The 24,653-nt window shown below is 71.1% G+C and carries 29 protein-coding genes and 2 pseudogenes; 17 read left to right on the plus strand and 14 right to left on the minus strand.

What is annotated here, in order from left to right:
- Nucleotides 1-202: 202 nt before the first annotated feature.
- Nucleotides 203-1,294, plus strand: coding sequence for a glycoside hydrolase family 16 protein (locus ABD143_RS04940; RefSeq protein WP_343971847.1), 1,092 nt, complete (start codon nucleotides 203-205; stop codon nucleotides 1,292-1,294).
- Between the two features lie 177 nt (nucleotides 1,295-1,471).
- Here the strand turns inward: ABD143_RS04940 and ABD143_RS04945 are convergent.
- From ABD143_RS04945 to ABD143_RS04955, 3 genes and pseudogenes are all read right to left on the minus strand, one after another.
- Nucleotides 1,472-1,765: pseudogene (locus tag ABD143_RS04945) on the minus strand (LLM class flavin-dependent oxidoreductase); the annotation flags it as partial.
- A gap of 36 nt (nucleotides 1,766-1,801) precedes the next feature.
- On the minus strand, nucleotides 1,802-1,978 hold the full coding sequence (locus ABD143_RS04950; protein WP_343971849.1) for a hypothetical protein: 177 nt from the start codon (nucleotides 1,976-1,978) through the stop codon (nucleotides 1,802-1,804).
- Nucleotides 1,979-2,229: 251 nt separating this feature from the next.
- On the minus strand, nucleotides 2,230-2,523 hold the full coding sequence (locus tag ABD143_RS04955; protein WP_343971851.1) for a cupin domain-containing protein: 294 nt from the start codon (nucleotides 2,521-2,523) through the stop codon (nucleotides 2,230-2,232).
- Between the two features lie 102 nt (nucleotides 2,524-2,625).
- Between ABD143_RS04955 and ABD143_RS04960 the strand changes: the two are divergent.
- Nucleotides 2,626-3,526: pseudogene (locus tag ABD143_RS04960) on the plus strand (benzoate/H(+) symporter BenE family transporter).
- A 16-nt stretch (nucleotides 3,527-3,542) separates the two neighbouring features.
- On the opposite strand, the gene ABD143_RS04965 reads toward ABD143_RS04960, so the two are convergent.
- On the minus strand, nucleotides 3,543-4,037 hold the full coding sequence (locus tag ABD143_RS04965; protein ID WP_343973336.1) for a carboxymuconolactone decarboxylase family protein: 495 nt from the start codon (nucleotides 4,035-4,037) through the stop codon (nucleotides 3,543-3,545).
- A gap of 122 nt (nucleotides 4,038-4,159) precedes the next feature.
- Here ABD143_RS04965 and ABD143_RS04970 point away from each other — a divergent pair, with 122 nt between their 5' ends.
- Nucleotides 4,160-4,633 (plus strand): MarR family winged helix-turn-helix transcriptional regulator, encoded by a 474-nt coding sequence (locus ABD143_RS04970; protein WP_343971853.1) that lies wholly within the window; start codon nucleotides 4,160-4,162, stop codon nucleotides 4,631-4,633.
- Here the strand turns inward: ABD143_RS04970 and ABD143_RS04975 are convergent, their stop codons facing one another.
- Entirely contained in the window at nucleotides 4,634-6,670 is a 2,037-nt protein-coding gene (locus tag ABD143_RS04975) for a M3 family metallopeptidase (protein ID WP_343971855.1), read from the minus strand.
- A gap of 6 nt (nucleotides 6,671-6,676) precedes the next feature.
- On the opposite strand from ABD143_RS04975, the gene ABD143_RS04980 reads away from it, so the two are divergent.
- Entirely contained in the window at nucleotides 6,677-7,084 is a 408-nt protein-coding gene (locus tag ABD143_RS04980) for a nucleotide triphosphate diphosphatase NUDT15 (protein WP_343971857.1), read from the plus strand.
- Nucleotides 7,085-7,877: 793 nt separating this feature from the next.
- On the plus strand, nucleotides 7,878-8,027 hold the full coding sequence (locus ABD143_RS04985) for a hypothetical protein (protein ID WP_343971859.1): 150 nt from the start codon (nucleotides 7,878-7,880) through the stop codon (nucleotides 8,025-8,027).
- Nucleotides 8,028-8,039: 12 nt separating this feature from the next.
- Here ABD143_RS04985 and mftG read toward each other — a convergent pair whose 3' ends face one another.
- The gene (mftG, locus tag ABD143_RS04990) at nucleotides 8,040-9,485 is read right to left on the minus strand and encodes a mycofactocin dehydrogenase MftG (protein ID WP_343971861.1); all 1,446 of its coding nucleotides are present in this window, start codon (nucleotides 9,483-9,485) and stop codon (nucleotides 8,040-8,042) included.
- A 19-nt stretch (nucleotides 9,486-9,504) separates the two neighbouring features.
- Between mftG and ABD143_RS04995 the strand changes: the two genes are divergently transcribed.
- The 4 genes from ABD143_RS04995 to ABD143_RS05010 all read left to right on the plus strand — a co-directional run bounded on the left by ABD143_RS04995 (nucleotide 9,505) and on the right by ABD143_RS05010 (nucleotide 13,088).
- Entirely contained in the window at nucleotides 9,505-10,764 is a 1,260-nt protein-coding gene (locus tag ABD143_RS04995; RefSeq protein WP_343971863.1) for a M18 family aminopeptidase, read from the plus strand.
- Between the two features lie 159 nt (nucleotides 10,765-10,923).
- Entirely contained in the window at nucleotides 10,924-11,280 is a 357-nt protein-coding gene (locus tag ABD143_RS05000) for an ankyrin repeat domain-containing protein (RefSeq protein ID WP_343973338.1), read from the plus strand.
- Complete coding sequence (locus ABD143_RS05005) at nucleotides 11,277-11,531, plus strand: hypothetical protein (RefSeq protein ID WP_343971865.1); 255 nt, start codon at nucleotides 11,277-11,279, stop codon at nucleotides 11,529-11,531. Before ABD143_RS05000 ends, ABD143_RS05005 begins: the two co-directional genes overlap by 4 nt.
- Before the next feature lie 51 nt (nucleotides 11,532-11,582).
- Nucleotides 11,583-13,088: an FAD-dependent oxidoreductase gene (locus tag ABD143_RS05010; RefSeq protein WP_343971867.1), complete on the plus strand. Its 1,506-nt coding sequence runs from the start codon at nucleotides 11,583-11,585 to the stop codon at nucleotides 13,086-13,088.
- An 89-nt stretch (nucleotides 13,089-13,177) separates the two neighbouring features.
- Here ABD143_RS05010 and ABD143_RS05015 read toward each other — a convergent pair whose 3' ends face one another.
- Nucleotides 13,178-14,329 carry an MFS transporter gene (locus tag ABD143_RS05015; protein ID WP_343971869.1) on the minus strand — a complete coding sequence of 384 codons (1,152 nt, stop codon included), beginning with the start codon at nucleotides 14,327-14,329 and terminating at the stop codon, nucleotides 13,178-13,180.
- Nucleotides 14,330-14,438: 109 nt separating this feature from the next.
- Nucleotides 14,439-14,564 carry a hypothetical protein gene (locus tag ABD143_RS05020; protein ID WP_343971871.1) on the minus strand — a complete coding sequence of 42 codons (126 nt, stop codon included), beginning with the start codon at nucleotides 14,562-14,564 and terminating at the stop codon, nucleotides 14,439-14,441.
- A gap of 115 nt (nucleotides 14,565-14,679) precedes the next feature.
- Here ABD143_RS05020 and ABD143_RS05025 point away from each other — a divergent pair, with 115 nt between their 5' ends.
- Both ABD143_RS05025 and ABD143_RS05030 read left to right on the plus strand, forming a co-directional pair.
- Nucleotides 14,680-15,636, plus strand: coding sequence for an ABC transporter ATP-binding protein (locus ABD143_RS05025; RefSeq protein WP_343971873.1), 957 nt, complete (start codon nucleotides 14,680-14,682; stop codon nucleotides 15,634-15,636).
- A complete protein-coding gene (locus ABD143_RS05030; RefSeq protein ID WP_343971875.1) occupies nucleotides 15,633-16,412 on the plus strand; it encodes an ABC transporter permease in 780 nt (259 codons plus the stop codon). Before ABD143_RS05025 ends, ABD143_RS05030 begins: the two co-directional genes overlap by 4 nt.
- A 150-nt stretch (nucleotides 16,413-16,562) precedes the next feature.
- Here ABD143_RS05030 and ABD143_RS05035 read toward each other — a convergent pair whose 3' ends face one another.
- On the minus strand, nucleotides 16,563-17,042 hold the full coding sequence (locus ABD143_RS05035) for a hypothetical protein (protein WP_343971877.1): 480 nt from the start codon (nucleotides 17,040-17,042) through the stop codon (nucleotides 16,563-16,565).
- Nucleotides 17,043-17,058: 16 nt separating this feature from the next.
- Between ABD143_RS05035 and ABD143_RS05040 the strand changes: the two genes are divergently transcribed.
- Nucleotides 17,059-17,451: a VOC family protein gene (locus ABD143_RS05040; RefSeq protein ID WP_343971878.1), complete on the plus strand. Its 393-nt coding sequence runs from the start codon at nucleotides 17,059-17,061 to the stop codon at nucleotides 17,449-17,451.
- A gap of 156 nt (nucleotides 17,452-17,607) precedes the next feature.
- Here the strand turns inward: ABD143_RS05040 and ABD143_RS05045 are convergent, their stop codons facing one another.
- A complete protein-coding gene (locus ABD143_RS05045; RefSeq protein ID WP_343971880.1) occupies nucleotides 17,608-18,483 on the minus strand; it encodes an NAD(P)-dependent oxidoreductase in 876 nt (291 codons plus the stop codon).
- Nucleotides 18,484-18,598: 115 nt separating this feature from the next.
- Between ABD143_RS05045 and ABD143_RS05050 the strand changes: the two genes are divergently transcribed.
- Nucleotides 18,599-18,967, plus strand: coding sequence for a winged helix-turn-helix transcriptional regulator (locus ABD143_RS05050; protein WP_343971882.1), 369 nt, complete (start codon nucleotides 18,599-18,601; stop codon nucleotides 18,965-18,967).
- A gap of 2 nt (nucleotides 18,968-18,969) precedes the next feature.
- Entirely contained in the window at nucleotides 18,970-19,620 is a 651-nt protein-coding gene (locus tag ABD143_RS05055; RefSeq protein WP_343971883.1) for a TetR/AcrR family transcriptional regulator, read from the plus strand.
- A 7-nt stretch (nucleotides 19,621-19,627) separates the two neighbouring features.
- On the opposite strand, the gene ABD143_RS05060 is transcribed toward ABD143_RS05055, so the two are convergent.
- Nucleotides 19,628-19,921, minus strand: a complete 294-nt coding sequence (locus ABD143_RS05060) for a glycosyltransferase (protein ID WP_343973340.1) — start codon at nucleotides 19,919-19,921, stop codon at nucleotides 19,628-19,630.
- 120 nt (nucleotides 19,922-20,041) lie between these two features.
- On the opposite strand from ABD143_RS05060, the gene ABD143_RS05065 reads away from it, so the two are divergent.
- The gene (locus ABD143_RS05065; RefSeq protein WP_343971885.1) at nucleotides 20,042-20,386 is read left to right on the plus strand and encodes a DUF6191 domain-containing protein; all 345 of its coding nucleotides are present in this window, start codon (nucleotides 20,042-20,044) and stop codon (nucleotides 20,384-20,386) included.
- Nucleotides 20,387-20,646: 260 nt separating this feature from the next.
- Here the strand turns inward: ABD143_RS05065 and ABD143_RS05070 are convergent, their stop codons facing one another.
- Nucleotides 20,647-21,084: a carboxymuconolactone decarboxylase family protein gene (locus ABD143_RS05070; protein WP_379659615.1), complete on the minus strand. Its 438-nt coding sequence runs from the start codon at nucleotides 21,082-21,084 to the stop codon at nucleotides 20,647-20,649.
- Nucleotides 21,085-21,179: 95 nt separating this feature from the next.
- Between ABD143_RS05070 and ABD143_RS05075 the strand changes: the two genes are divergently transcribed.
- Both ABD143_RS05075 and ABD143_RS05080 read left to right on the plus strand, forming a co-directional pair.
- Nucleotides 21,180-22,058 (plus strand): sigma-70 family RNA polymerase sigma factor, encoded by an 879-nt coding sequence (locus tag ABD143_RS05075; protein ID WP_343971889.1) that lies wholly within the window; start codon nucleotides 21,180-21,182, stop codon nucleotides 22,056-22,058.
- Nucleotides 22,059-22,634: 576 nt separating this feature from the next.
- Nucleotides 22,635-22,826 (plus strand): helix-turn-helix domain-containing protein, encoded by a 192-nt coding sequence (locus tag ABD143_RS05080; RefSeq protein WP_343971891.1) that lies wholly within the window; start codon nucleotides 22,635-22,637, stop codon nucleotides 22,824-22,826.
- A 209-nt stretch (nucleotides 22,827-23,035) separates the two neighbouring features.
- Here the strand turns inward: ABD143_RS05080 and ABD143_RS05090 are convergent, their stop codons facing one another.
- Together ABD143_RS05090 and ABD143_RS05095 are read right to left on the minus strand one after the other, a co-directional pair.
- The gene (locus tag ABD143_RS05090) at nucleotides 23,036-23,767 is read right to left on the minus strand and encodes a hypothetical protein (RefSeq protein WP_343971895.1); all 732 of its coding nucleotides are present in this window, start codon (nucleotides 23,765-23,767) and stop codon (nucleotides 23,036-23,038) included.
- A 123-nt stretch (nucleotides 23,768-23,890) separates the two neighbouring features.
- A complete protein-coding gene (locus tag ABD143_RS05095) occupies nucleotides 23,891-24,358 on the minus strand; it encodes a hypothetical protein (protein ID WP_343971897.1) in 468 nt (155 codons plus the stop codon).
- Nucleotides 24,359-24,653: the final 295 nt, after the last annotated feature.

Consider the following 24,653-nt stretch of genomic DNA (forward strand, 5'->3'; position numbering starts at 1 on the left):
CTAACGGAGCGACATCACCCGGACGAGCGGTAGTCAGGGCCATGAGCTGAGAGCAGGGTTAGCCCGAAAGGACTACAGGCGACTGCTGGACACACCGATCGGGTGCGTTCCGGCGCGTATGGGCGACCCCTGGGCGCGGATGAGCAACCTCGACTCTCAGGTTGGTGATCACGGCGCGCAACTCTCCCTATCGTCTCGGCTCATGCGACGGATGACCTCCGCTGCGGGCGAGCGCTCGGAATCCCCGACCGAGCTGATCGCAAGGATCACCGCAGAACACGACTCGAGCACCGTGACGGGAACCGGGCGGCACCGGCTCCCGGCCCGTGACGTCGAGGCCGTGGTGACGCGGGACCCGCTCCCCAAGCGTTCCATGACCCGCCGACTGGCCCCACTGGCAGTCGGTGCCACCGTGATGCTCATCGCGACGACGGTTGCCACGCTCGCGCGCCCGGCCGAAGAGGACTCGCTGGCGGCCCAGGAGTTGAGCAACGCGATCGTCCGCACCGAGCCGACGACAGTGGAGGTACCCACCCCCCAGCCGACACCAGAGGCGCTCCCGACGACGGTCCCCCCGCCGCCGGCCACGACCGAGGCCTCGGCCCCGCCACGCCCCTCCCCCACGACCCGCGCACCGGCGCCCCGCGCGGCGCCACCACCGCCACCGACCAACGACGGACGGCAGGCCGCGACGGTAAAGGGCTGGACGCTCGTCGCCTCCGACGAGTTCAACGGCAGCAAGAGCCCGAAGTGGACCGATTACAACGGGGCGGGTCACGCCGGCAACGGCCGCCGCACGTCCGATGCGATCAGCATCGAGAACGGCTCGCTGGTGATCCGGGGCGACTCGAAGGGCAACACCGGCGGCATGGCCTGGGCCGACGACCAGCGCTTCGGCAAGTGGGAGATGCGTGCCCGATTCCCCAAGGGCGACGACCAGTACCACCCGGTGCTGATCCTCTGGCCCGAGACCGGCGGGTCGGGGAACGGCGAGACCGACTTCGCCGAGACGACCAGCGCATCCGACAAGGTCTCCTTCTTCCTGCACTACGGCAGCGAGCAGGAGTACGCACACAAGACGATCGACATCACCCAGTGGCACAACTACGCCGTCGAGTGGGTGGACGGGCGCATGACCGGCTACATCGATGGCGAGAAGTGGTTCGAGAGCACCGACGCCAAGACGCTGCCGGGCGGCAAGCTGCACCCCACGATCCAGCTCGACTACTTCCCGGACGGCGGCTCGCCCCAGCCCACCGAGATGTACGTCGACTACATGCGGATCTACCGGTAGAAGCCTGCACCCAGGATTCCGCACATCAGTCCCGCCCGGCGCTCCCCACCGGGCGGGACTGGTGTGTTCCGGGCGCGTTCTGGCCAGTCAGCCCACCGACAGCAGGCGAGCGAGCCTCGCGTCCGACTCGGCCAGCGCCGCGTGGTCGAACGTCGAGGTGGACACCAGCAGTTCGTCCTCCGGCATCGCGAATTGTTCGGCGACGACGAGCGGCTGATGGTTGGGCAGCATCACCCCGCCGGAACCGACCCTGATGCTCCCGGTACGGGCCGCAACAGCGGCCATCAGCACCGGTGGGCTGCCGCTCGCGATGCCGGGCACCGCGCGGTGTTCGGCCACCCAGAACCGGTGGTAGCCGAGCCGCTCCACACGCTCGGCGCGCTTCACCGTGTGGCGTAGTGCGGCCACGTCCGGCTCCCCCGCTCTGATGCGGGAACGATCCAACAACGAGAGCTCGACCTGCGGAGACACCCTGTCCGAACGCGGGCGCGGCAGCCGGAATTCCGGTCAGCGGGCCCGCTTCGTTCGGGCGCGGGCGCCGCGGACCTGGCGCTCCTGCTCCTGGCGCGGTCCGACGTGCGACGGTACGGCTTTACGGGCCTTGGCGCGGCGCTCGGCGCGGTTGAGCGGGAGCGCGGTCTCGTTCTCGGCGGCCTCGGCCGGAGCGGCCGACTCACCGGCCACATCGGCGACCGGCGCGGGCTCCGCGGACGGGCTGGGCTGAACGGGCTTGGACTTAACGGGCTGGGATTGAACGGACTCGGGCTGAACGGACTTGGACACGGGGACCTCCGAGGGTCGAGGGGCGCGGCGGACTGCGAACGTGGCTCGAGCTCAGAGGATCACGACCCGAGCCTAGCTCCGCGGCCGGGCGGGGGTCTCCACATTTCGGTCGGCGGCTGCAGTGCTCGCGCTGTGGCGGGAGCGGGCGCGGATCACGTGGAGCTGACCGGCCGCGGGTAGCGGATCAGGACGCTCGCGAGCACGTCGGAGTCACCCACCGCCGCGTAGCCGTGCGGGACGTCGGCTGTCCACTCGACGTGCTCCCCCGGCTCTGCCCGCAATGGCCGGTCGATGGGCCCGGTCTCCAGCACGCCGGCGAACACGGTGACGTGCTCCGTCACGTCCGCGTGGTGTGGCGGTGACTCCTGCGCGAGACCTGCCGGGATCCGCATCCGGTACAGCTCGTAGGTCACCTGGCCGTCGTCGAACACCCGGAGCAGCCCCATCTCGACCGCCGCGCCCCTGATTGGTACTCGGCGGAGCGCTGAGCAGGGTCGTCAGCGGGAGATCACGGGCCGCAGCGACCGCGTGCAGGTGCCGCGCTGCTCATCTCAGCCGGGACGCCGCCGGGCGGGTTTCCCGCCGCTGTCGGGGCGTTCCTGCTCGCGGGCGCGCTCGTGGTGGTGGTCGCGTGCGTCCCGCCCCTGGGCAGGCTGATCGCCGCCATCCCGGTCCCCGTCGCTGGGGCGATGCTCGCCGGGGTACTGCTCGACCTCTGCCTGGCGCCGGTCCGCGCCCTGGCCGAGGTGCCGATGCTGGCCGCGCCGGTGATCGTCGTGTGGGCGGTGGTCGGTCGCTTCGCGCGCCCATGGGCGGTGCCCGCCGCTCTGGCCGTAGCCGTCGTCCTGATCGCCGTCACCGGTCCCGGCCTTGGAGACACCGACATCGCGCCGGTGCTGGTCTGGACCCCGCCCGTCTTCGATCCGGCCACACTCGTGAGCGTCGGGATCCCGCTCTTCCTCGTGACGATGGCGTCCCAGAACGTTCCTGGAATGGCCGTGCTCGCCCAGTTCGGCTACCGGGCTGGCCACGGTGGCGGGCGCACCCTTCGGCGGCCACGCGGTGAACCTGGCAGCCATCAGCGCCGCGCTGGCGGCCGGCCCGGACGCAGGGCCCGACACCGGACGGCGCTGGATCGCGTCGGTCACCGCAGGTGTCGGCCTCGCCGTGCTCGGGCTCGCCACCGCGCTGATCCTGCTGTCGCCGCCGGTGCTGGTGGCGGCGGTCGCCGGGCTTGCGCTGCTCGGGGCGCTGGCCGGGGCGATCGCGTCCGCCGTCGCCGAACCGGACGGAAGGGAGGCGGCAGCCGTCACGTTCGTGGTGACCGCCGCCGGTGTCGGGTTCCTGGGGATCGGCTCGGCGTTCTGGGGACTGCTCGCGGACGGGGTCATGGTGCTGTTGCACCGGCGCCGGACGCGTCGGCAGGCTCCCGAGCCGGCCGTTGGCTGATCTCTGATCGGATCGCTCAGGCCGCGTCCCACGCGAACGGTGCCAGTGGCTCGTCCAGCGGCGCGTCGGTCATCCGGTTGGCGAACGTCGACATCGTGTAGACGCCGATCCCCATGACGACCTCCAGCGCGTTGCGGGCGGTGAAGCCGTGCGCCAGGAAGGCGTCCATCGCGGCCGGCCCCACGGCGCCCGCCGTCGCGAGCACGTCGACAGTGAACACGCGCACGGCCTCGAGCCGCGGATCGGCGAGCGGCAGGCCGGCGCGCAGCGCGTCGATCAGCTCCTCGCTCGCGCCCAGCTGCGCGAGCTTCGCGGTGTGCATCGCCACGCAGACGTGGCAGCCGTTGCGCGTGGCGATCGTGAAGATCACGGTCTCGCGGGCGAGCGGGTCGAGTGTCGTGCTCTCGAACAGACCGCTGAGCCGTAGGAACCCGTCCAGCAGCTGGGGCGAGGAGGCGAGGCGGGCGACCCCGGCCGGGAGATAGCCGAGGCGGCGCGTCGTGCTCTCCATGGACCGGCGGGCCTCGGCCGGAGCGGACTCGACGGTGTGGTCGGGGAAGTGGGTGCTCACGAAAACTCCTAAGCTCGACAACATGGTTGACCATACCGTAAACCTGGTTGTCGAATTTAGCCATGGCTGATCCCGCGGACCAACCCGGCTGGATGCTCCCCCTCCTGCTCTTCGCCGGCTTCCGCTCGCTGATCGACGAGCTCCACGCTGAGCTGGCCCGCCAGGGCCACCCGGATGTGCGGCCCGCGTACGGGTTCGCCATGCAGGCGATCGGCCCCGACGGCGCCACCGCCAGCGAGGTGGGCCGCCGCCTCGGCGTCTCCAAACAGGCAGCGGGCAAGACCGTCGACCGGCTCACCGAGCTCGGCTACGCCGAGCGCATCCCCGACGAGACCGACGCGCGGCGCAAGCTCGTGCGGCTCACGCCGCACGGCCTGGACGCGCTGGCTCGCTCGGCGGCCGTGTTCGAGGAGCTGCGGACGAGGTGGGCGCAGGCACTGGGGACCGACCGGGTGCGCGCACTGGAGTCGGACCTGCGCACGGTGGTTCCCGCCGGCGCATTCCGCCTCGACGTGCCCGGCTGGTTCGGTTCCTGATCAGCCGCCGCTCAGGCCGCGGCGGGTCAGCAGCGGCGCCAGCTCCGGGTCGCGGCCACGGAACGCGCGGTAGGCCTCCATCGGATCCACCGCTCCGCCGCGGGAGAGCAGCTCGCGGCGGAACGTGTCGCCGTTCTCCCGGCGCAGCCCGCCGTTCTCCCCGAACCACTCCACGGTGTCGGCGTCGAGCACCTCGCTCCAGATGTAGGAGTAGTACCCGGCGCTGTACCCGCCGCCGAAGATGTGGTTGAAGTACGTGCTGCGGTAGCGCGGAGGCGCCGTGGGCACCGCCACCCCGGCAGCCTCGATCGCCTCTGCCTCGAACCGCTCGACGTCGGCCATCTCCGCGCCGGGGGCCAGCCGGTGCCACGCCTGGTCGAGAAGGGCGGCGGCCAGGTACTCGGTGGTGGCGAAGCCCTCCCCGAAACGCCGCGACTCCGCCAGCCGCGCCACCTGCTCGGCAGGCAGCTGCTCGCCGGTCTCGTGGTGGCGGGCGTAGTTGGCGAGGATCTCCGGCTCGTCCAGCCACATCTCGTTGACCTGCGACGGGTACTCGACGAAGTCGCGCGGCACGGCCGTTCCGGAGAACGTCGGGTACTGCACGTCGGAGAACAGCCCGTGCAGCGCGTGGCCGAACTCGTGGAACAGCGTGCGGACGTTGTCGACGGTCAGCAGGGTCGGCTCGCCGTCAGCGGGCTTGGCGATGTTGAGGGTGTTGAGCACCACCGGCTTGGTGCCCAGCCGGCGCGACTGCGCGACGAACGAGTTCATCCAGGCGCCACCGCGCTTGGAGTCGCGGGCGTAGAAGTCGGCGACAAAGAGGCCGAGCTGCCCGTTCTCGTCGAACACGTCGAAGATCCGGACGTCCGGGTGGTACAGCGGGAGGTCGTGGCGCTCGGCGAACCGCAGCCCGTAGAGCCGCCCGGCCGCGTGGAAGACCCCGTCGTGCAGCACGCGGTCCAGTTCGAAGTACGGGCGCAGCGCCGCGGTGTCGAGGTCGAAGCGCTCGCGGCGGACGCGTTCGGCATAGAAGGCGCGGTCCCACGCCTCGATGGGGAAGCCGGCGGCCGCCGACAGCTCAGCGGCCTCGGCGCGGGCGTTCGCCGCGGCGATCGGGGCCAGCTTGCCGAGCATCGCGTCGATCGCGTCGACCGTGCCGGCCGTGCCGATCTCCACCGCCCACGACGCGTGATGCGGGTGCCCCAGCAGTTGCGCACGCTCGGCCCGGAGCAGGGCCAGCCGCACCAGGACCTTCCGGGTGTCGTGTTCGCCGCCGAGCCCACGCGTGACCGACGCCGTATGCAGCCGCTCGCGGATCCCGCGGTCGGTCAGCGACGAGAGCGCGGGTTGGCCGGTCGAGAGCACGAGCGTCAGCAGATGGGCGCCCTCGTGCCCGCGGTCGGCAGCAGCCCTCGCGGCGGCGGACACCGCGTCCGGGGCCAGCCCGTCGAGCTGTGTGGGGTCCTCGACGAGCACGGCGGCGTCGTTCGCGCCGGCCAGCAGCCTCGTCCCGAACTCGGTGGAGAGCGCCGACAGCTCGGCGTTCAGCGCCCGCAGCCGCTCCTGCTCCGCCGTTCCGAGCCGCGCACCGGCCCGCACGGCGTCGCGGTGGTAGCGCTCAAGCAGGCGCAGCGACTCCGGGTCGAGACCCAGGTCGTCGCGCGCGGCGAAGAGCGCCTCAATGCGGGCGAAGAGCTTCGCGTCCAGCGTGATGGCGTCGGCGTGCGTGGCCAGCTGCGGCGCCACCTCGGCCTCGATCTCCCGGATCCCCGGCGTGCTGCACGAGCTGACCAGCGAGAAGAAGACCCGCGACACCCGCTGCAGCACCGCGCCGGAACCCTCCAGCGCAACGATCGTGTTCTCGAACGTCGCAGGCCCCGGATCAGCCGTGATCGCGTCCACCTCGGCGCGCTGCTCGGCCATCCCTGCGATGAACGCCGGCCGGAAGTGCTCCTCCCTGATCGCGTCGAAGTCCGGGAACTCGAACGGGAGCGGGCTGGGGGCGAGGAACGGGTTGCCGGTCACTCGGGCGAGCATAGGTCGGTGACGCGGGTTCAGGTCGGGGTCGGAGCGGTGATCGTCGAAGCCGGGCGGGTGCTCGTCATGGGCCGCGCCGGGACGCACGGGGCAGGCACGTGGGGGCTGCCGGGCGGGCACCAGGAGTTCGGCGAGTCGCCCGAGCGCACGGCCGTGCGCGAGGTGGCCGAAGAGACCGGCCTGGTTGTGACGGCGACGCGGCGGCTGGGCTTCACGGACGATCCGATGCCGGAGATCGGCAGGCACTACGTCACGCTCTTCGTGGCGTGCTCCCGGACCGGCGGTGAGCTGCGGGTGATGGAGCCGGAGAAGGCCACCGAGATCGCCTGGCTCACCCTCGACGAGCTGGCCGCCCGCCGCGAGGAGCTGTTCGCCCCGCTGGGGCGGTGCCTGGACGCCGGATTCCTGACCTGACGATTCTGCCCGTCACGCCGCGAGTGCCCGCTCCCGTCACGAACCCCGGCTGTCTCCCGGGCGAGGTCCTCGAGCACGCCGGCCATGGTCGTCTTCAGGTGTTCGAGGAACGCCTCGAACTGGAGGATCTGCTCCTCGCTGTACTGCGTGAGCATCGCCTCCATGCGCTCGGCGAGCGGTCCGAAGAACTCCTCCCCCGCCCCGGTGATCGAAGACCTGCGGTCCTCGGGCTCGTCGGCCTGGGGCTGGTGGCCGCCGACAGCGCGTGGTGGCTGATCGCGCTCGCCCTGTTCGGCCACGGCGTCGGGGTCGGGTTCGCCACCACCCAGGTCACCAACGTCGCGCTCGCCGACGTCCCGGCAGAGCGCAGCGGCCAGGGCGCCGGCATCCAGAGCGCCGTGCGCGAGCTCGGCTCCGCCCTCGTCATCGCGCTGCTCACCACCGTCTTCTTCACCAGCCTCGGCACCGGCCTGCGCGGCCTGCTCCCCGGCGCCGGCGTGCCGGACGCCCAGGTCGAGCCGCTCACCGGCGCTGTCACCGACAGCGCCGGAGCCGCGATCCCCGGCGCTGGCCGCAGACCCGGCGACCGCAGCCGCGGCGCAGGCCGCCCGCTAGGCGATGACGCTGGGCGTGCAGATCTCCGCCTACATCTGCGCAGGCCTGCTCCTCCTCGCGCTGGCCGCCTCCGCAGCCGTCCGCGCGACACCCGGCACGGCGGCGGCGAGCCCCGTGTACGCGCGTTCCTGACACCTTTCCCATCTGAAAGCCCGTCCCCTGCCCCGAGGAGCCCGTCATGCCACCGAGCACCGTCCACTTCAACGGCGGGGTCAACCTGCCCGACGCCGAGACCGTCCTGCGCTCGCCGAACGGGTGCCGCCTGCTGGACCTGCACCGCGAGATCCTCGCCTGCCACTCGCACGGTGCTGTCGGAAACCAGCCCTGAAGTACGGCCGCGTCAGGCCCACAACAGCTCCGCCGCCTTCTCCCCGATCGCCACCGCCGTGGCCGCCGTGCCCCGCCGGGGCACAACCGGGAGCACGGAGGTGTCAGCCACCCGCAGCCCGGCCACGCCGTGCACCCGCAGCTCGGCGTCCACCACCCGCCCGATGGCGGCGCTGCCGCTCAGGTGCACGGCCGTACCGAGGTGAGCCTTGATCCACCCGTCCAGCGCGTGGTCGGTGCCGAGGACGTCGGCGCCGGGCGCGGTGCGCGTGCCGAGCCCGGCCCGCAGCAGCTCGGCTCCCGTCCGGATGGCGTGCCGCAGCCTGCGGCGGTCGTGTTCCGTGCGCAGGTAGCCATACTCGATCCGGGGACGGACGCGCGGGTCGGCCGAGGTGAGCGTCAGCGTGCCGCGGCTGTCGGGGTGCTGGAGCAGGCACATCAGATGCAGGTCACCACCCGGTTCGAACGGGCGGACGAACAACAGCACCTCGACGTCGCCGGCGGGGTCGGCGCCCGCGTCCATGTCGAGCGCCGCCTGGCTGCCGGGGGCGTGCGGGTGGGCAGGCGGGTCGGAGGTGGTGAAGGGGACGAACACGGCGGGGTGGTCGGTGAAGCCCCGCCCCACCTCAGGCAGCTCACGGATGACGGGCACGCCCGCGGCACGCAGGTCGTCGGGCGGGCCGATCCCGGACAGCATCAGCAGGTGCGGGCTCGCGACCGCACCCGCCGCGAGCACCACCTCCCCCGCCCCGACGACCGTGCCGTCGAGCAGGGCGACGCCTCGGGCCCGGTCCCCGTCAAGAACGACGCGGGCCACCGTGGCATCGGTCCGCACGACAAGGTTCGGGCGCTCTCTGCCGAGGTAGGCGCGCGCCGCGCTGGTCCGCACCCCGTCGACGCTGTTGCTCGGCACCAACCCGGCGCCGGGCGGGGACCCGGCGTTCTTGTCCGGCTCGGCCGGGTAACCGAGGCGTTCTGCAGCGGCGAGGAAGCGTGCGGCCGCGGGGTGCAGCAACTGCCCCGCCGGCCGCCGGACGGGTACTGGTCCGCGGTCGCCGTGGCACGGGTCGCCGGGGAGGTCGCGGTCGTGCTCGGAACGCACGTAGAGCGGGAGCATGTCGGCCCATGTCCAGCCGGGGGCGTCCCACCCGTCGGCGTCGGCGGGGGTGGCGCGCATCCAGTTGGCGCCGTTGATCGCGCTCGAACCGCCGAGCACCCGCCCGCGCGGCACCAGGGCATGCACACCGGGCCGCAGCTCCGCCGCGTACGCCCAGTTGCGTGGGTGGCCGGGCCGGGTGGCGGCGAGCGACGCCGCGTCGAGCACGTCAGCGGACGTGTCGGCGGGCCCGGCCTCCAGCAGCAGCACACGGCGACCGGAATTCTCGGTCAGCCGGCCGGCGAGCGCGCAGCCTGCGGAGCCCGCGCCAACGACGACCACGTCGAACTCCTCCCGGGACACGTGAGAGAGGATGCCTCTGATGACCGATCTCGCGCAGGACCTCGCCGCCTTCATCACGTCCGCTCCGACGCCGTACCACGCTGTGGCCGAGGGCGTCAGCAGGCTCGCAGCCGCCGGCTTCACCGAGCAGCCGGAGGCGGGGCGGTGGGACGACGGTCCTGGCGGCCGTTACCTGGTGCGGGACGGCACGCTGCTGGCCTGGTTCGTGCCGGAGGGCGCCCCGCCCGGCACCCCCATGCGGATCTTCGCGGCGCACACCGACTCGCCCACCCTGAAGGTCAAGCCGCGCCCCGACATCGGGACGGCCGGGTGGCGGCAGGTGGCCGTCGAGGTCTATGGAGGGGCGCTGTGGAACTCGTGGCTGGACCGCGACCTCGGGCTCGCCGGCCGGCTCGCGCTCTACGACGGCACCACGGTGCTGGTGGACGTGCACCGGCCGCTGATGCGGGTGCCACAGCTGGCCATCCACCTCGATCGCCAGGTGAACCAGGGCCTCACGCTCGACGCGCAGCAGCACCTGCTGCCGGTCTGGGGTCTCGGCGCCGCGAGCGAGGGCGACCTGATCGAGTTCCTGGCCGGCGAGGTCGACGTCGACCCGGACGAAGTGGCGGCGCACGACCTCGTGGTGCACGACGTCAGCCCGCCGGCGCGGCTCGGTGAGGAGGAGGAGCTCCTGGCCGCCCCGCGGCTGGACAACCTCGCCTCCGTGCACGCCGGGCTCGGCGCGCTCCTGGCCGCGGCTGACAACGCTGCCGGGGTGATCCCGGTGTTCGTCGGCTTCGACCACGAAGAGGTCGGCAGCAGCTCGGCGACGGGCGCGGCCGGACCGCTGCTCGAAACCGTGCTCACGCGCCTCGCAGGCGGATTCGACGCGCGCGGCGCGGCGTTCGCGACATCGCGCTGCCTCTCGGTGGACGTCACGCACGCGGCGCACCCCAACTACCTCGGCCACCACGACCCGACGCACCGGTCGGTGCCGAACGGCGGTCCGGCACTGAAGGTGAACGCCAACCAGCGTTATGCCACCGACGCGCCGGGGGCGGCGGCCTGGCAGCGGGCGTGCCGCGACGCGGGCGTGCCGACCCAGGTGTTCGTCAGCCGCAACACCGTGCCGTGTGGCTCGACGGTCGGCCCGATCCTGTCGACGCGGCTGGGTATCCGGACGGTCGACGTGGGCATCCCGGTGCTCTCGATGCACTCGGCGCGGGAGCTGTGCGGGGTGCAGGACCCCGGCTACCTCGCCTCGGCGGCGACGGCGTTCCTGACCGACCCGGCCTGACCCCGACCACGTCGACAGCGACCGCGGCGACGGCCGCAGGTTCCCGTTCGGCACGGGCAGACACACCCGCGCTCCGCACGTACCGTGTTCGGCGTGGACCCGGAGCATCCCACCGACCCGGGCGGTCTGGACGCCGAGACAGTGGCGTTCGCGCACCGGATGTTTGACCTCGCACGCGACGGCCACAGCGAGGAGCTAGCTGCCTACGTCGATGCCGGCGTGCCGGTGAACCTCACGAACGACAAGGGCGACACGCTGCTGATGCTCGCGGCCTACCACGGGCATCCCGACACCGTCGCGGCGCTGCTCGCGCGTGGGGCCGACCCTGCGCGTGAGAACGAGCGCGGTCAGACAGCGCTGACCGCCGCGGTCTTCAAGCAGAGCCGCGAGGCCGTCACCGCGCTTCTCGACGCCGGCGCCGACCCGCATCAGGGCAACCAGTCCGCGATTGCCACGGCCACCTTCTTCGAGCTCCCGGCGATGCTGGAGCTCCTCCAGAGGGGGCGTGGGACGTGACCGCGGAAGAGGCCTCGCTCGCGGGCGGCCGCGACGTCTACTGGTTCGTCGGCGGTCCGCTCGACGGCAGGGTGCACACCCGCGAGCCCGCCGAGCCTGCGCCCGGCACCGTCCGGTACATCCACCTGCACGACGGGCCGAAGATCGTGCACCACTACGACCTGCACGAGGTGGCAGGCCACGGCGGCGAGTACCGGCTGCGCTGTTCCGAGGTCGAGCCTTCGGACGAACCGGACAACGGCACCGGTTGACGCCACAGGTGCATGGGTAGAAGAACGGCACCCGACCCAACGGAGGGCCCGTTGTCACCCACCACCACCGCGGAGCAGTCGCTCTGGCTCGCCGCGCTGTCGGCGATCACCTATCCGCCGCCAACCGACGAGCGCTCGTTCGACGTGCTCGTGCTCGGCGGTGGCATCACCGGCCTGACGACGGCCCTGCTCCTGAAGCGGAAGGGCGTGCGTGTGGCAGTGGCCGAGGCCGGCCAGGTGGGTGCGGGCGTGAGCGGCAACAACACGGCCAAGGTCACCGCGCTGCAGTCGACGATGCTGTCGAGCATCAGCAGCACCCGCGGGTCCGCCGTGGCCGACGAGTACGCCGTGCGCAGCCTCGCCGCCGTCGAGATGGTGGCCGGGCTGGCCACGGCCGAGAACATCGACTGTGACCTCGTGCGCCGCAATGCCCTCACGGTGGCGGTGCAGGACGCGGACCTTCCGGAGATCGAGCAGGAGTACGAGGCCGCCACACACGCCGGGTTCCACGTGACGATGACCGCCGACGTCGACCTGCCCTACCCCGTGTCGGGGGCGGTGCGGCTGGGCGACCAGGTGGAGTTCCACCCTGTGAAGTACCTACGTGGCATCGCGGCTGCCGTCGACGGAGGAGGGTGCCGGGTCTTCGAGAACACCCGTGCCCTGAGCGTCCGCGAGGGCAACCCCGTGCAGGTGGGGACCACGCATGGCCGGCTGACGGGCGACCGCGTGGTCGTCGCGACCCACTACCCCGTGTGGGACCGCGGGCTCTACTTCGCGCGCATGGAGGTGAGCCGCTCCTACTGCGTCGCCACGCGCGTGCGCGGCGAGCCGTCCCGCGCCATGTCGATCACAGCCGGCGACGAGACATGGTCCTACCGCTCCGCCGGCGACCTCATGATCGTGCTCGGGCAGAGCCACCCGGCAGGTGCTCGCGGGGTCGACCGCACCCGCTACACCGCCGTCGAGGAGCACGCGCGCAAGCACTGGGACGTGGAGGTGGTCACGCACCGCTGGTCGGCGCAGGACCCCATTTCCTACGACCACACCCCGGTGATCGGCACATACACACCCGGCTCGGCGCGCATGTACGTCGCCTCCGGCTACGCGAAGTGGGGCCTGACCAGCGGAACGATGGCCGGAATGCTGCTGTCCGAGCAGCTCACCGGCGGCGCCGGGAGCGAGGTCTTCAGCCCGCACCGGCTCTCCCCGCGTGGCCTGCCCCGCCTCGCGAAGATGAACGCGAAGGTAGCCGCCGACCTCGTCGCGGACCGGCTCGCCCCGGGCCAGATCACGTCGGCGGCCGACCTCGCGCCCGGCTCGGCCGGGGTGGTGCGCTCGGGAGCAGAGCGCACCGGGGTCTACCGCGACAATGACGGCGGGCTGCACGCCGTCTCGATGCGGTGCACGCACCTCGGCTGCCTCGTGCGGTTCAACGGGGCCGAGACGAGTTGGGACTGTCCCTGCCACGGCTCGCGCTTCGACGTCGACGGGAACGTGCTGGAAGGGCCCGCTGTGAGGACGCTGCCCCGCCGGACCCCACCAGGGGCGGACTGACCGAAATACATCCGGTGATCCACAGCACGTATCACGGGCGCCTCACGCGCATCTTCTCCATCGGCGGGTAGCGACACCCGGGGGCGTCGCTACCCGCTCCTCACCGGGTCGGGTCCGGCTTTCGGAGCCCGTAGCAGCAGCGGCACGGCGATGGCGAGGAGCAGTCCGAACACCGCCACCACCAGCACTTCGCCGAGCGCCCACGCGGCGTAGATCCCGAACGTCGCCGCCTCGGCGCCGACACCCGCCACCGACGTGACCGTGGCCCGGGACCGGCTCTCGAGGCGCTCCTGCAGTCGCGCATCCACCACGACGAGCACCGCCCGGTAGATCCCGTAGAACACGGCTACCGCCACCAGCCCTGCCGGGTGGTCGGCGAGGCCGGCCCCGCCGAACAACAGCATCGCAACCCCGAGCACGGCACCGAGCGCCCACGGGCCGAGCCGGCTCGCCGCGCCGGCCAGCGCCGCACCGGCCATTCCGGCCAGCACGATGGGCAGGTCGGCGATGGGGATGATCGCCGTCGGCAGCCCCCAACCCGCGAGGATCAGCGGGAAGTACTCCTCCACCGCGTCGAACGCCGACAGCGCGGCCGCCGCCACCAGGACCCCACGCACGCCGGGCCGGTGCGCAGCCTCGACCAGGCCGGCCCGCAGGATGGCGAAGTAGCCCGCGTCATCCTCGTCGTTCTCGTCGTCCGGGGTGCTGCCTCGGCGCGGCTCCGGCAGCCGCGACGCGACGAAGGCGGCCGCGAGGCAGACACCCACACTCGCCCAGCCGGCCGGTGCGTACCCGCCGGTCGCGAACAGCGAGGTGGCGAGCACCGCCCCCGGGACCTGCGCCCCCAGCTGGACCGCCGTGACCCACCCATTCACCTGGGCGTACCGGTCTTGGGCGCCCGCGTCCGCGAGGCCGTCGTAGAGCAGCGCCTCCTGCGCGCCCGACACCAGCGACCCGCCGACACCCCACAGCACGAACCCGAGCGCGAACCCGGCGAAACTCGGCATGAGCATCCAGGCGGCGTACCCGGCGCCCTGGAACACCGCGGCGAGCACGAGGCAGTTGCGCCGGGAGAACCGATCCGCGAGCGCGCCCGAGGGCACCTCCGTGAGGATCGCGACGCCCGACCAGATCGCGAAGAGCGCCGACACCTCCGCGCCGGACAACCCTGAATCGGTGAACAGCAGCGCGTACAGCGGGTAGATCGGCATGACGTCGGCCAACAGAGCCCATCCGAGCATCCGACGGACGAGCGGGCGAGCCGGGGGCGGAACAGCCGACCTAGGAGTAGTAGTGCGTCAACCAGGCATGCGAGGAGGCTAACGGAGCCCTCCGGACCGACCCACCGATTTACACCCTCAGGCCCGCCACCCGCTCGGCGGCGCGCTCGGGGGCCAGCGTGGAGCGTTCCAGCAGCAGCTGGCGGGCGAGCACGGCCCGGTTGAGTTCCCGGGTGGTCAGCACACGCTCGGCCATGGCGGGGAGTCTGCCCGCTCCCCCTGACAGTCCAGGCCGGCCGTGACATTCGTCAGACCGGAGTGCTGACGAGATCCACTGCCGCCCGGCCGGCGGGCCCGGCACCGTTGCCGTCATGACCGAGGTGACCGAGGTGCTCGAGATCGACGGGGTGCGCCACCGCTACGGCGCCGTCACCGCACTCGCCGGTGTGGACCTGACCGTCCGCGCCGGCGAGTGCGTGGCGCTGCTCGGCCCGAACGGGGCAGGCAAGACGACGCTGGTGGGGCTCGCCACCGGGCTGCTCGCGGCCCAGGACGGCGACGTGCGGGTCTGCGGGCAGGACCCGCGGCGCGCCGCCACCCGCCGCCACCTGGGCGTGGTGCAGCAGTCGATGGGGTTCCCCAGCACGCTCACCGTGGCCGAGCTGGTGCAGGGCGCCGCAGTCCGGGCCGGCCGCCGCAGGGGCGCGGCCGGCCCGGTGCTCACCGAGGTCGGGATCGCCGACCTCGCCCGCCGGCGGGCCGGGAAACTCTCCGGCGGGCAGCAGCAGCGGGTGGCGCTGGCGATGGCCCTGGTCGGCCAGCCCGACCTGCTGCTGCTCGACGAACCGACCGTCGGGCTCGACATCGCCGCCCGGCAGGCGTTCTGGCGCACGATCGGCACCCGCCGCGACGCCGGCGCTGCCGTCCTGCTCACCACCCACGTCGTGGAGGAGGCCGCCGCGGTCGCCGACCAGGTGGTGGTGCTGCACCGCGGGCGCGTGGTCGCCGCGGACACCCCGGCCGGGCTGGTCGCCTGCCTGCCCGACCGCACGATCACCGCCCGCACCACGCTCGACGACATCACCGTGCGCGCGCTACCCGGCGTCGCCACCGCGACCCGCGACGGCGACCGCGTGCGCGTGGCCACCACCGAGCCCGAGCGCGTGCTACGCGACTGGCTCGCCCTCGACGACCGGCTCGCCGACCTGCGCGTCGAAGGCGCCGGGCTGGAACAGGCACTCCTCGCGCTCACCGGTGAAACCAACCCCGACCACGCCGACCACGCCGACCACACAGACCACGCTGACCACATGGAGGTGCCGGCATGACCGCCGCGACCCTGTCCCACCGGGCCCAGCGCCCGTCCCGCCGCCGCGTGCTCGGCGTGGAGGTCACCGAGGGGCTGCTGGCCATCGGCCGGGAGCCGACGGCCCTGTTCTTCTCGCTGCTGTTCCCGGTGATGTTCTTCGCCCTCTTCGCCTCCCTGTTCGGCGACGTGCCCGGCCCCGACGGCATCCCGACGGCCGTCACGATGCTCGCCACGTTCGGCACGTTCGGCGTGGTGTCGGTGATGCTGCTCAACCCCGGCATCGCCGTCGCCGACGACCGAACACGCGGGTGGCTGGGCGTCAAAAAGGTGTCCGCGGTCCCGGTCAGCAGCACGATCGCCGGAAAGGTGATCGCCGCACTCCCGTACGCCCTGGCCCTCCTCGTCGCGCTCACCGCCGTGTCGATGCTGATCGTCGGGCCGCAGATCACGTTCGGCACATGGCTACGCCTCATGGGGGTGCTGCTGCTGGGCGGGCTGCCGTTCGCGCTGTTCGGCCTCGCGGTCGGCTTCGTGGCCTCGTCCAAGGCGACCACCGCGATCCTCAACGCCGTGCTGTTCCCCATGGTGGTGGCGTCGGGACTGTGGTTCCCGTTCGACATGCTGCCAGGCTTCGTCCGGTCGATCGCGACGCTGCTGCCGACCTACCACCTGGCCCAACTCGCGCTCGCCCAACTCACCGGGGCACCCGCGCTCGGCCACCTACTCGCGCTGCTGCTGACCACCGCCATCGGCGCGCTCCTCGCCGGCTGGGCCTACCGTAACCAGCGGCAGTGACCACGAGGGCCCCTTCCCGGTGGGCCGGCCTGGCACCCGAATCAGCGACTCGGTCGCGGGAACACCCGCGAGTCGCGCCAGAAATGCGCGCGAGTCGCTGGGAAAGTGCGAGCGAGTTGCTGTCAGGTGAGCGTTCGGACAGCAGGCGGTCTACCTGACGGACCTGGCGAGCTCCCGGCCGAGGTGTGCAGGGACCAGCCGTCCACGCCGCAACAGCCGCCGAAGTTCGGCGGCGTTCTGGTAGCTGAGCTGGAGGTGGAAGTAGTTGACGTACTCGGCGACTGCGAACAGCCAGACCACGACGGCGACCCAGCGCACGGCGTCGCCGCCCGCCGCGATGTCGACCACGACCACGCCGAGCGTCACGATCAGCACGACGACGAGCCCGATGCGGGCGACGGCGAACGCCCCGAGGTTCGGGGTCCGCGGGAGGCCACGGCTGGCCTTCACGGCGCGCGCGAACCAGTAGCAGGCACCGACAACCAGCATCGCGTCGACCGCAACCCACGCGGCGACAAAACCTGCCGTCACGCCCGTGACCCGGAGGAACACCACCGGCAGCAGGACGGCGCACAACAGCTCCACCCCGCCCTGGACGCGCAGTCGCCGCGCCATCACACCACCTGCCACCGGCCTATTGTCCACTGTGGCCTCCGGATATTTCACACAACCGCACGTACGCGTCTCCTACCTGTCGATCAACTGCACCGACTGGCAGGCGTGCCGCACCTTCTACGAGGCGCTGGGTGTCACGTTCGTCGAGGAGGAACACCCTGGCGTTCCCCTGCACCTCACCGGGGAGGTCGGCGGGGCCGTGCTGGAGCTGCACGGCCCGGCCGCACGCGGCGGTGCGGTCGGCCCGGGTTTCCGGCTGGGATTCGACGTCGCGGACGTGCATGCCGCCGCTGATGCGCTCGTCGCCGCCGGTGGCGTGCTGCAGCGCGCGCCGGCCGCCGGGCCCTGGGGCGTGCGGGCCGTCGTGATCGACCCGGACGGGCGGCGGGTCGAACTGACCGAGCCCGCCTCCGACCCCCGATGAGTTTCGTCACCACTGACGTTCCACCTCCTGACAACCGCAACGACGAGCAGGAGGCGGACATGGACAGGCTGCTTGACGGCAAGAACGCGATCATCTATGGCGCGGGCGGCCTCGGCGGTGGGGTGGCGCGGGTGTTCGCCCGCGAAGGCGCGGCGGTCACCCGGGCTGCCTGATGCTCTCGTATATGCGGGGGAACGCCTCCTGGGCGTGGCCGGCATCGATCTGGCGCTGGATCAGGCCCTGAACCATGTCGATCACCTCCGTGCTGACGCCCTGCTCGGCACTCGCACGCACGATGTCTCCCAGGTCGGAGAACTCCAGGCTCTGCTGCCCGGGGATGGCGTAGTCACCACCGTCGACGACCGCGGCGAGCCCGTCGAGATGGCCAGCCATCGCGGTCAGCCACGGTGCAGCCATCGAAGCGAACTCCCGTGCCGGCACACCGGCAGGCGCGAGCATCGCGGCCCCGTGCAGGAACCCGGCGAACATGACGTACATGCCCGAGAGCAGGGCCAGGTCGTACAGGGACGCGAGGCCCGGGTCGGCACCGAAGTACCTGCTCTCGCCCCACACGTCGAGCAGCGGCCGGTACTGCTCGAAGACCTCCGCCGATCCGCTGTAGAGGATCGTGGACCCCGGACCACCGATCATGTCCGGCACGGCCATGATGCCGCCGTCCAGATACTCGACGCTCACGCCGGCAGCCCACGCGGCGATCTCCCGGGACTGGGCCGGTGACGTCGTGGTCACGTTGACCAGTACCCGGCCGGCAAGTTGGTCGACGAGCGGGTCGAGCACCTCGTGGACCGATGGGTGGTCGAAGAGACACACGATCACCACCCGCCCGGCGGCGACCGCCTCTGTCGCCGTTGCAGCGGCGACCGCCCCCTGGGCGACCAGGTCATCGGCCCTCCCGGGCGACCGGTTCCACACCGTGGTCTCGTGCCCGGCCTTCACCAGGGCCGCCGCGAGTGCGCTGCCCATCGCGCCCAGCCCCAGCACGCTTACCTGGACACTGCTGTCCGTCGCCATCTCGTGGCTCCTCTCGATCTCGGATAGGAGCAATCCTGGGCAGAACCGATAGGGTTGGCCAGTACCGACTAATTAGTCGGATACCCACCTTCTGGTAAGTACCCCTGGAGGGCAGATGTCGACGGGATCCCGGTGCGGCCCCTACTTCTGCGGCATCGACGCTGCAATGGACGTCGTCAGCGGCAAATGGAAGGTGCTGATCCTTTGGGAGCTGAACGAGCACGGCGTCCGGCGGTTCGCCGAGCTGCGTCGGGGCCTACCGGGCGTCAGCGAAAAGATGCTGACCCAGCACCTCCGGGAGATGGAGGAGGACGGGCTCGTGCACCGGGAGGTGTACCGCGAGGTGCCGCCCAAGGTGGAGTACTCGCTCACCGAGCACGGCCTCTCCCTCAACGCCGCCCTGGCCTCGTTGGGGGCGTGGGGCACGGAGCGCATCGGGCGCATCGGCGCCGAGAAGGTCGCAGTCAGCGGCTGGAGGTCGTGAGCGTGGAGCCGGAGATCATCTGGTTGCGCCCGGAACGGGCGGGCGTTGGGCGTCCAGCGCAGCGCAGCCGGTCGGAGATCACGGCGGCGGCCGTCGCGATCGCCGACCGGGACGGGCTCGACGCGGTGTCGATGCGCAACGTGGCAGCCGAGTTGGGAACAGCGGGCGGATCGTTGTACCGCTACGTCACGAGCCACGGCGAGCTACTCGATCTGATGGCTGACCACGTGGCCGCCGAGTACACCCTCGGCGCGTGTACCGGGATCTGGCTCGACGATCTCGTGGACGTCGGCATGCAGGCCCGAGAGATCCATCGCCGCCACCCGTGGCTGGCCGAAGTGGTCACGAATCGCCCCGGCGCCGGTCCGAACGGGATCGACGTGCTCGAGCACGTGCTGGCCGTGCTCGCCAGTCATCCGGCCGACGACGGCGCGAAACTCACCGCCTTCGCCGTGATGAACGCAGTTGTCGTCGCCCTCGCCCAGAACGAACGCGCGACGGCCAACCGCGAGGGGCAAGCCCGGTTCATGGCCCACGTCGTAACCGAGGGAAAGCACCCGCACCTCGCGGCGCTGCGCCTACTACCGGCAGATTCCCACGAGGACGTGTTGCCGGACGTGCTCCGGCGCATCCTGACCGGGCTCCTCCAATAGCGGACGTTCAGCCCACCAGGCTGCGCAGACCTGCGCGAAGCAGCGCGGTTCCGTCCTCGGCGGCCATGGCGTCGGCGATCCGCTGCGCCCCCTTACGAAGATCGAGCCGCTCGGTCGCTTCCTTGATCGCGGCCGTCACCTGAGCTCCCGTCGCCTTCGCTGCGGGAACCGGCGCCGTGCCTGCCCCGAGCCGGGCGAGCCGGGACGCCCAGAACAACTGATCGGTGTGCGCCGGCATTGGGATCGACGGCACTCCCGCGCGCAGGCACGCCGCTGTCGTGCCGGCCCCCGCGTGGTCGATGGGCGTCGGGAGCGGCCGGCGAGACGGTTGCCGAAGCGGCCTGACGACCTTTCGCGAACGATGTCAGCAATTCGTGGTCCACATACCAGCAGCGCACGGATCCGCCGCTACGATCGCCGTGTGGGCATCGTCTGGGCCGTCTCGCTGGTGACGCTGGTGTGCCTGCTCATGGCGCTGGTGGTGCTCGACCAGCTCGGGTTCAAGGTCGCCGGACGCAGCTGGCTGCCGTGGCGGCGCGGCGAGCGGACGCGCGCGGCGATGGAGACCGGCGTGGACCAGGTGAGCGCCCTTTTCTACGCCACGAAGCACTACGAGTTGGAGCAGCGCAAGACCGAGTTCATGCTCCGGGAGGATGCCGACGACGGGGCGCCGGGGCGGTTCCGGCTCGACCTCGACCGCGGCGCGGCGACGTTCGTCGTTGGCACCGCCGCACCGCCCGACCCGGGGCCCCACCGTGAGGCGTAACGAACGGGCGACGTACGAGGGCCGTCCCCTTGCCCGGCCGGACGATCGAAGCCCATCCCAAGGCAGGTCCCGAGGCGTCCTGAGCGGCCCGGTTACCAGCGCTCCGACCTCGGGAGCGAAACCCGAGCCGTCTCAGTCGATCCGCGTCGTACCGGCCCGTGCCACCGCGTCATGGTCACAAGTCTCGTCACAAAGTCGGGCCGCCCGGAGGCCGCGCCTCCCCGCAATCAACGGATGACCTGACAGACAGTCCGCCCAGCTCACCAGGTCTTGCCGGCCTGCTCCCGGATCGTGCGGTTGATCCGGTTGAAAAAGTTGGTCATCGCGATGTTCAGGATGATCGCGGACAGCTGCTTCTCGTCGAAGTGGTCAGCGGCTGCGTCCCAGATCTCGTCGGTCACGCCTGGCGCGCCGTCCTGGATCCGGGTGGCGGCCTCCGTCAGTGCGAGCGCTGCCCGCTCCTCCTCGGTGAAGAAGGGAGTCTCGCGCCACGTGACCACGTTGTGCAGCCGCTCCTCGGACTCTCCGTGCTTCTTCGCCGACTCGACCCCAGCAAATACGCACGGGCTACAGCCGTTGATCTGGCTGGCCCGCAGGTGGACCAGCTCGAGCACGAGAGGGTCGACGCCACCGGCGTGAATCGCCTTGTTGAGATGCTGGATCGCTGTGATCACGTCGGGATTCCCCGAGCCCTTCATGCGTGCTTCCAACGGACTTGCTCCTTCATCGGTTACCTGTGCCCATCCGGGCCCGTCATCACCCATGACGAAGCAGGACCGAGGAAGGTAACAACATGTCCGACCCCAGCCCGCCGGACCCGATCACCGAGGCGTTCGAGGCCCAGCGCGACCGGCTGCACGGCGTCGCCCACCGCATGCTCGGATCACACGCCGATGCCGAGGACGTGGTCCAGGAGGCCTGGCTGCGCCTCTCCCGCTACGACACCGCGACCATCCACAACCTCGCCGGCTGGCTGACCACTGTGGTCGGCCGGATCAGCCTCGACGTCCTGCGAGCGCGCCAGACCCACCCTGTGGCGCCCTACGACGACCAGCTGCCCGAGCTCGTGGTGACGGTCGACGACGGCCCCGCGCCAGAGGACGACGTGGCGCTCGCCGACTCGGTCGGGCTCGCGCTTCTCGTCGTCCTCGAGTCGCTCGGGCCGAACGAGCGGCTGGCGTTCGTGCTGCACGACCTGTTCGCGGTGCCGTTCGACGAGATCGGCCAGATCCTCGGCAAGTCCACCGACGCCACCAAGATGCTCGCCAGTCGCGCCCGCAGGAAGGTGCAGGCGACCGGGCGGCCGACGGTCGCCGGCCGGGAGCAGCGGGAGGTGGTCCAGGCTTTCCTGGCGGCGGCTCGCCGCGGCGACTTCGAGGGGTTGCTGCGCGTGCTCGACCCCGAGGTGAGGCTGACCGTCGACACCTCCGATGGTGTGGTCGTGATCCTCGGCGCCACCAAGGTCGCCGCCGGCGCGCAACTGTCCGCCGCCGCGGGCGCGCGGGGGCGAGCGGTGCTCGTCAACGGCCTTCCCGGGATTGTGTCTTGGCGCGAGGACGGCGCCCCGCTCTCGGTCATCGCGTTCACCGTCGCCGACGGCCGGATCGCCGGCATTGCGGTCGTGACCGACCCGGCCAGGCTCGCGTCGATCGACCTGCCGGATCCGGGGTGATTCAGTGCCGTCGTCGGATCGGCACAGCTCAGCTGTCGATCTATCTATGGACCCTGATCGTTACGGGGCGGGTCTGCGGACCGATACTGAGTGGGAGGCGCGCATCGCGGGTGACGGCCCGGCTTTCTCAATCGCTCGATACATCGCCCGTGCTGCCTCTTCCTGCGAGTCAGCGAAGCCGTACAGCTCTGTAGCGGTCGCCTCGCGCCAGGCGTTCCACCACCAGCGTTGATGACGCTCGATGAACACGACTCGCGTATCCCATACACGCCGCGACCACTGAGCGGACATCAGTCGCGCCCGGGGCCGTGCTGCCGGTGTTGTGCGACCAGCCGTGTAGCGGTCTCGATGGTGATCGGTGGCGTCATGGTGGAGCCGGCGCAGCACGGGCACAGCGTCAGGCAGATCTGGCCTGCGGCCGTGGTCAACGTCTTGACCCTGAGGCCGGAGCGTTCGGCTCCGCATGACTCGCAGCGGACTCCTAGCGGACATAGCACGACACGCACTCTACGTCAAACTACGACAGACTACGTCATAACCCGTCTGACCTCGACGTATCGACCTACCGTCGGTTGCGTGCCTGGTCGATCGGAGCTGCTGACTACGTCGGAGCTGGCAGACGCTCTCGGCGTGTCGCTGCGGTCGGTTCAGCGGTACCTGGCGGACGGGAAGATCACGCCCGAGCACACGACCCCGGGGGGTCATCACCGCTGGGACGTCGACAACGTGCGGGAACAGCTCCGGAAGCTCCGTAACCGCGACGGGTAGCAGGCGTCACATCATCACCGGAACCGAATGCGGCCCGCCGTCGGGCAGCAGCGTGGCGACGTGGGCGATGTTCGGTCCGGCGAATAGGGCGCGGGCCTCGCCGGCGAGCACGGTCATTCCGAGTCCTCTTGGGTGCCGCTGAACGGTTCGCCCCCCGATGAGCATCGGCGAGTGCGGACGGGCTGTCGATGACTCGTCCGGTGCGGTGGCTAGCGGCGTGGTGTGCTGCACGTGAACTGCCCACTGGTCTGCCAGGTTTGCGAGTCGCCCGTAAGCAAATTTGTGGCCCTGCCGCTCGCGGAGCCGTCGTCGTGCACCTGGCCCGTATAGTGTGATCGGCCGCCGTTGTCCCAATCGATCCAGATGCCGATGTCGCGTCCCGTGATGCCGCCGGTGGCATCGCCCAACACCACGTCTCTGCCTGGTAGGACGTAGGTAGACCGCCCCCGCTCGTACAGCGCGATTCTCGTCACAACGCCGATAGAGGTCGTGAAGGTAAGAAAATCATTCCTGAGCTTATACGCGTCGCAGGCGGGGGCTAATGGCACCATCGGGCCCGCCTGCGCGAGGGTTGGCGTTGTGCCGTCGTAGTTGAACCTCCCGGTCAAGGGCTTCGCCGGGTAATTTGCTGCCGGTTCGGCTGCCGGGTTCCGGGCGTAGAGCACGGCTCGATCCCCGGCCTGTTCCCCGCCGACGCCGGGGGCCAGGGTGTTGTCGGGCTGGTCGCTGCCGACCGAGTCGGTGAACGGATCGTGCGGCAGTGTCTCGTAGCCCCAGGTACTGCTGTTGCCGCACGCGGCCAACGTGGCGCCGCCGGACACGGCCAGGGCCAGCGCTGCCACCCCGGTGATGAGCCGGGTACGCGGGGAGGAACCGGCCTGCGGACGGGCCATCGGTGCGGGCTCGGGCACCGGGGTGTTCGGGGTGCCGGTGGCGTTCATGGTCATACTCCTTCGGGTGTGGACTGGCAACGGGCGTTGATCAGTTTTCGGACGCCGACGCGACGCCCGGCACGATTCGTCTAAAGAAGTCCGCGGGAGTTAATGGCAGCAAATTGGACTGCCTCAGCTCAGCTTTACGGTCACTACCGGGGACCATCGGGTGCAGCGCGACGAGCCGATGACGGGCTTCTGGCAGTATTGAGCGCTGATGGTCATGATCGTCGTACCCGGTGCGTTGATGGTCCAGGTCCGCCTCTCGCCGATGGGCACCTTGACCTGCTCGCTCGTCTCCGCGCGGCGTAACTGATAGAACTCGCCGGGCAGCCCCGGGGTGTAGCCGCCGTAGTAGATGACGACCTTGTTCGTACAGGAGCTCCAGCGCATACCCACGTATGGGCTGTCCGGGAACTCGAACTTGACGGGGTTGGTTCCGAACTGGCTGCCAAGTCTCGACGTCCCGTCCCGTACGGTGCACTGCCCGGCGGCGGCCGGGGCGGCCGAGGCCGGCGCGGCGACTGCGAATACCGCGGCTCCGCCCACGACGGTGGCGGTCAGGGCACGGGCGACCTTGCGGTTCAGTTTGCTGTTCACCTGGCGTCTCCTTGCAGTGGAAATGGACGAAGCGCAGGCTGACGTTGCGATCTGCCCGCGCAGATCTTGCTGATCGGTCGACGTCCGGCACCATTCACCGAACAAGAAGTGCTGAGCTAATCAATGGCAGCGGCCGCCAACGAATCGAACCAACAGCTGGAACGATGGAACACGGCTTTCACGCCCCCGGTTCCGGGAACGGGAACCTTGCCGACCGGGCGGCCGGCCTGCATCGTTCGGTGGATGAGGCGACGAGGCTGCCGTCCCTGCCGCGCCGCCGTTCGCGCTGGTGAGT

Origin of the sequence: Pseudonocardia aurantiaca (genome assembly GCF_039526725.1) — a bacterium.
GTDB classification, from domain to species: Bacteria; Actinomycetota; Actinomycetes; order Mycobacteriales; family Pseudonocardiaceae; genus Pseudonocardia; species Pseudonocardia aurantiaca.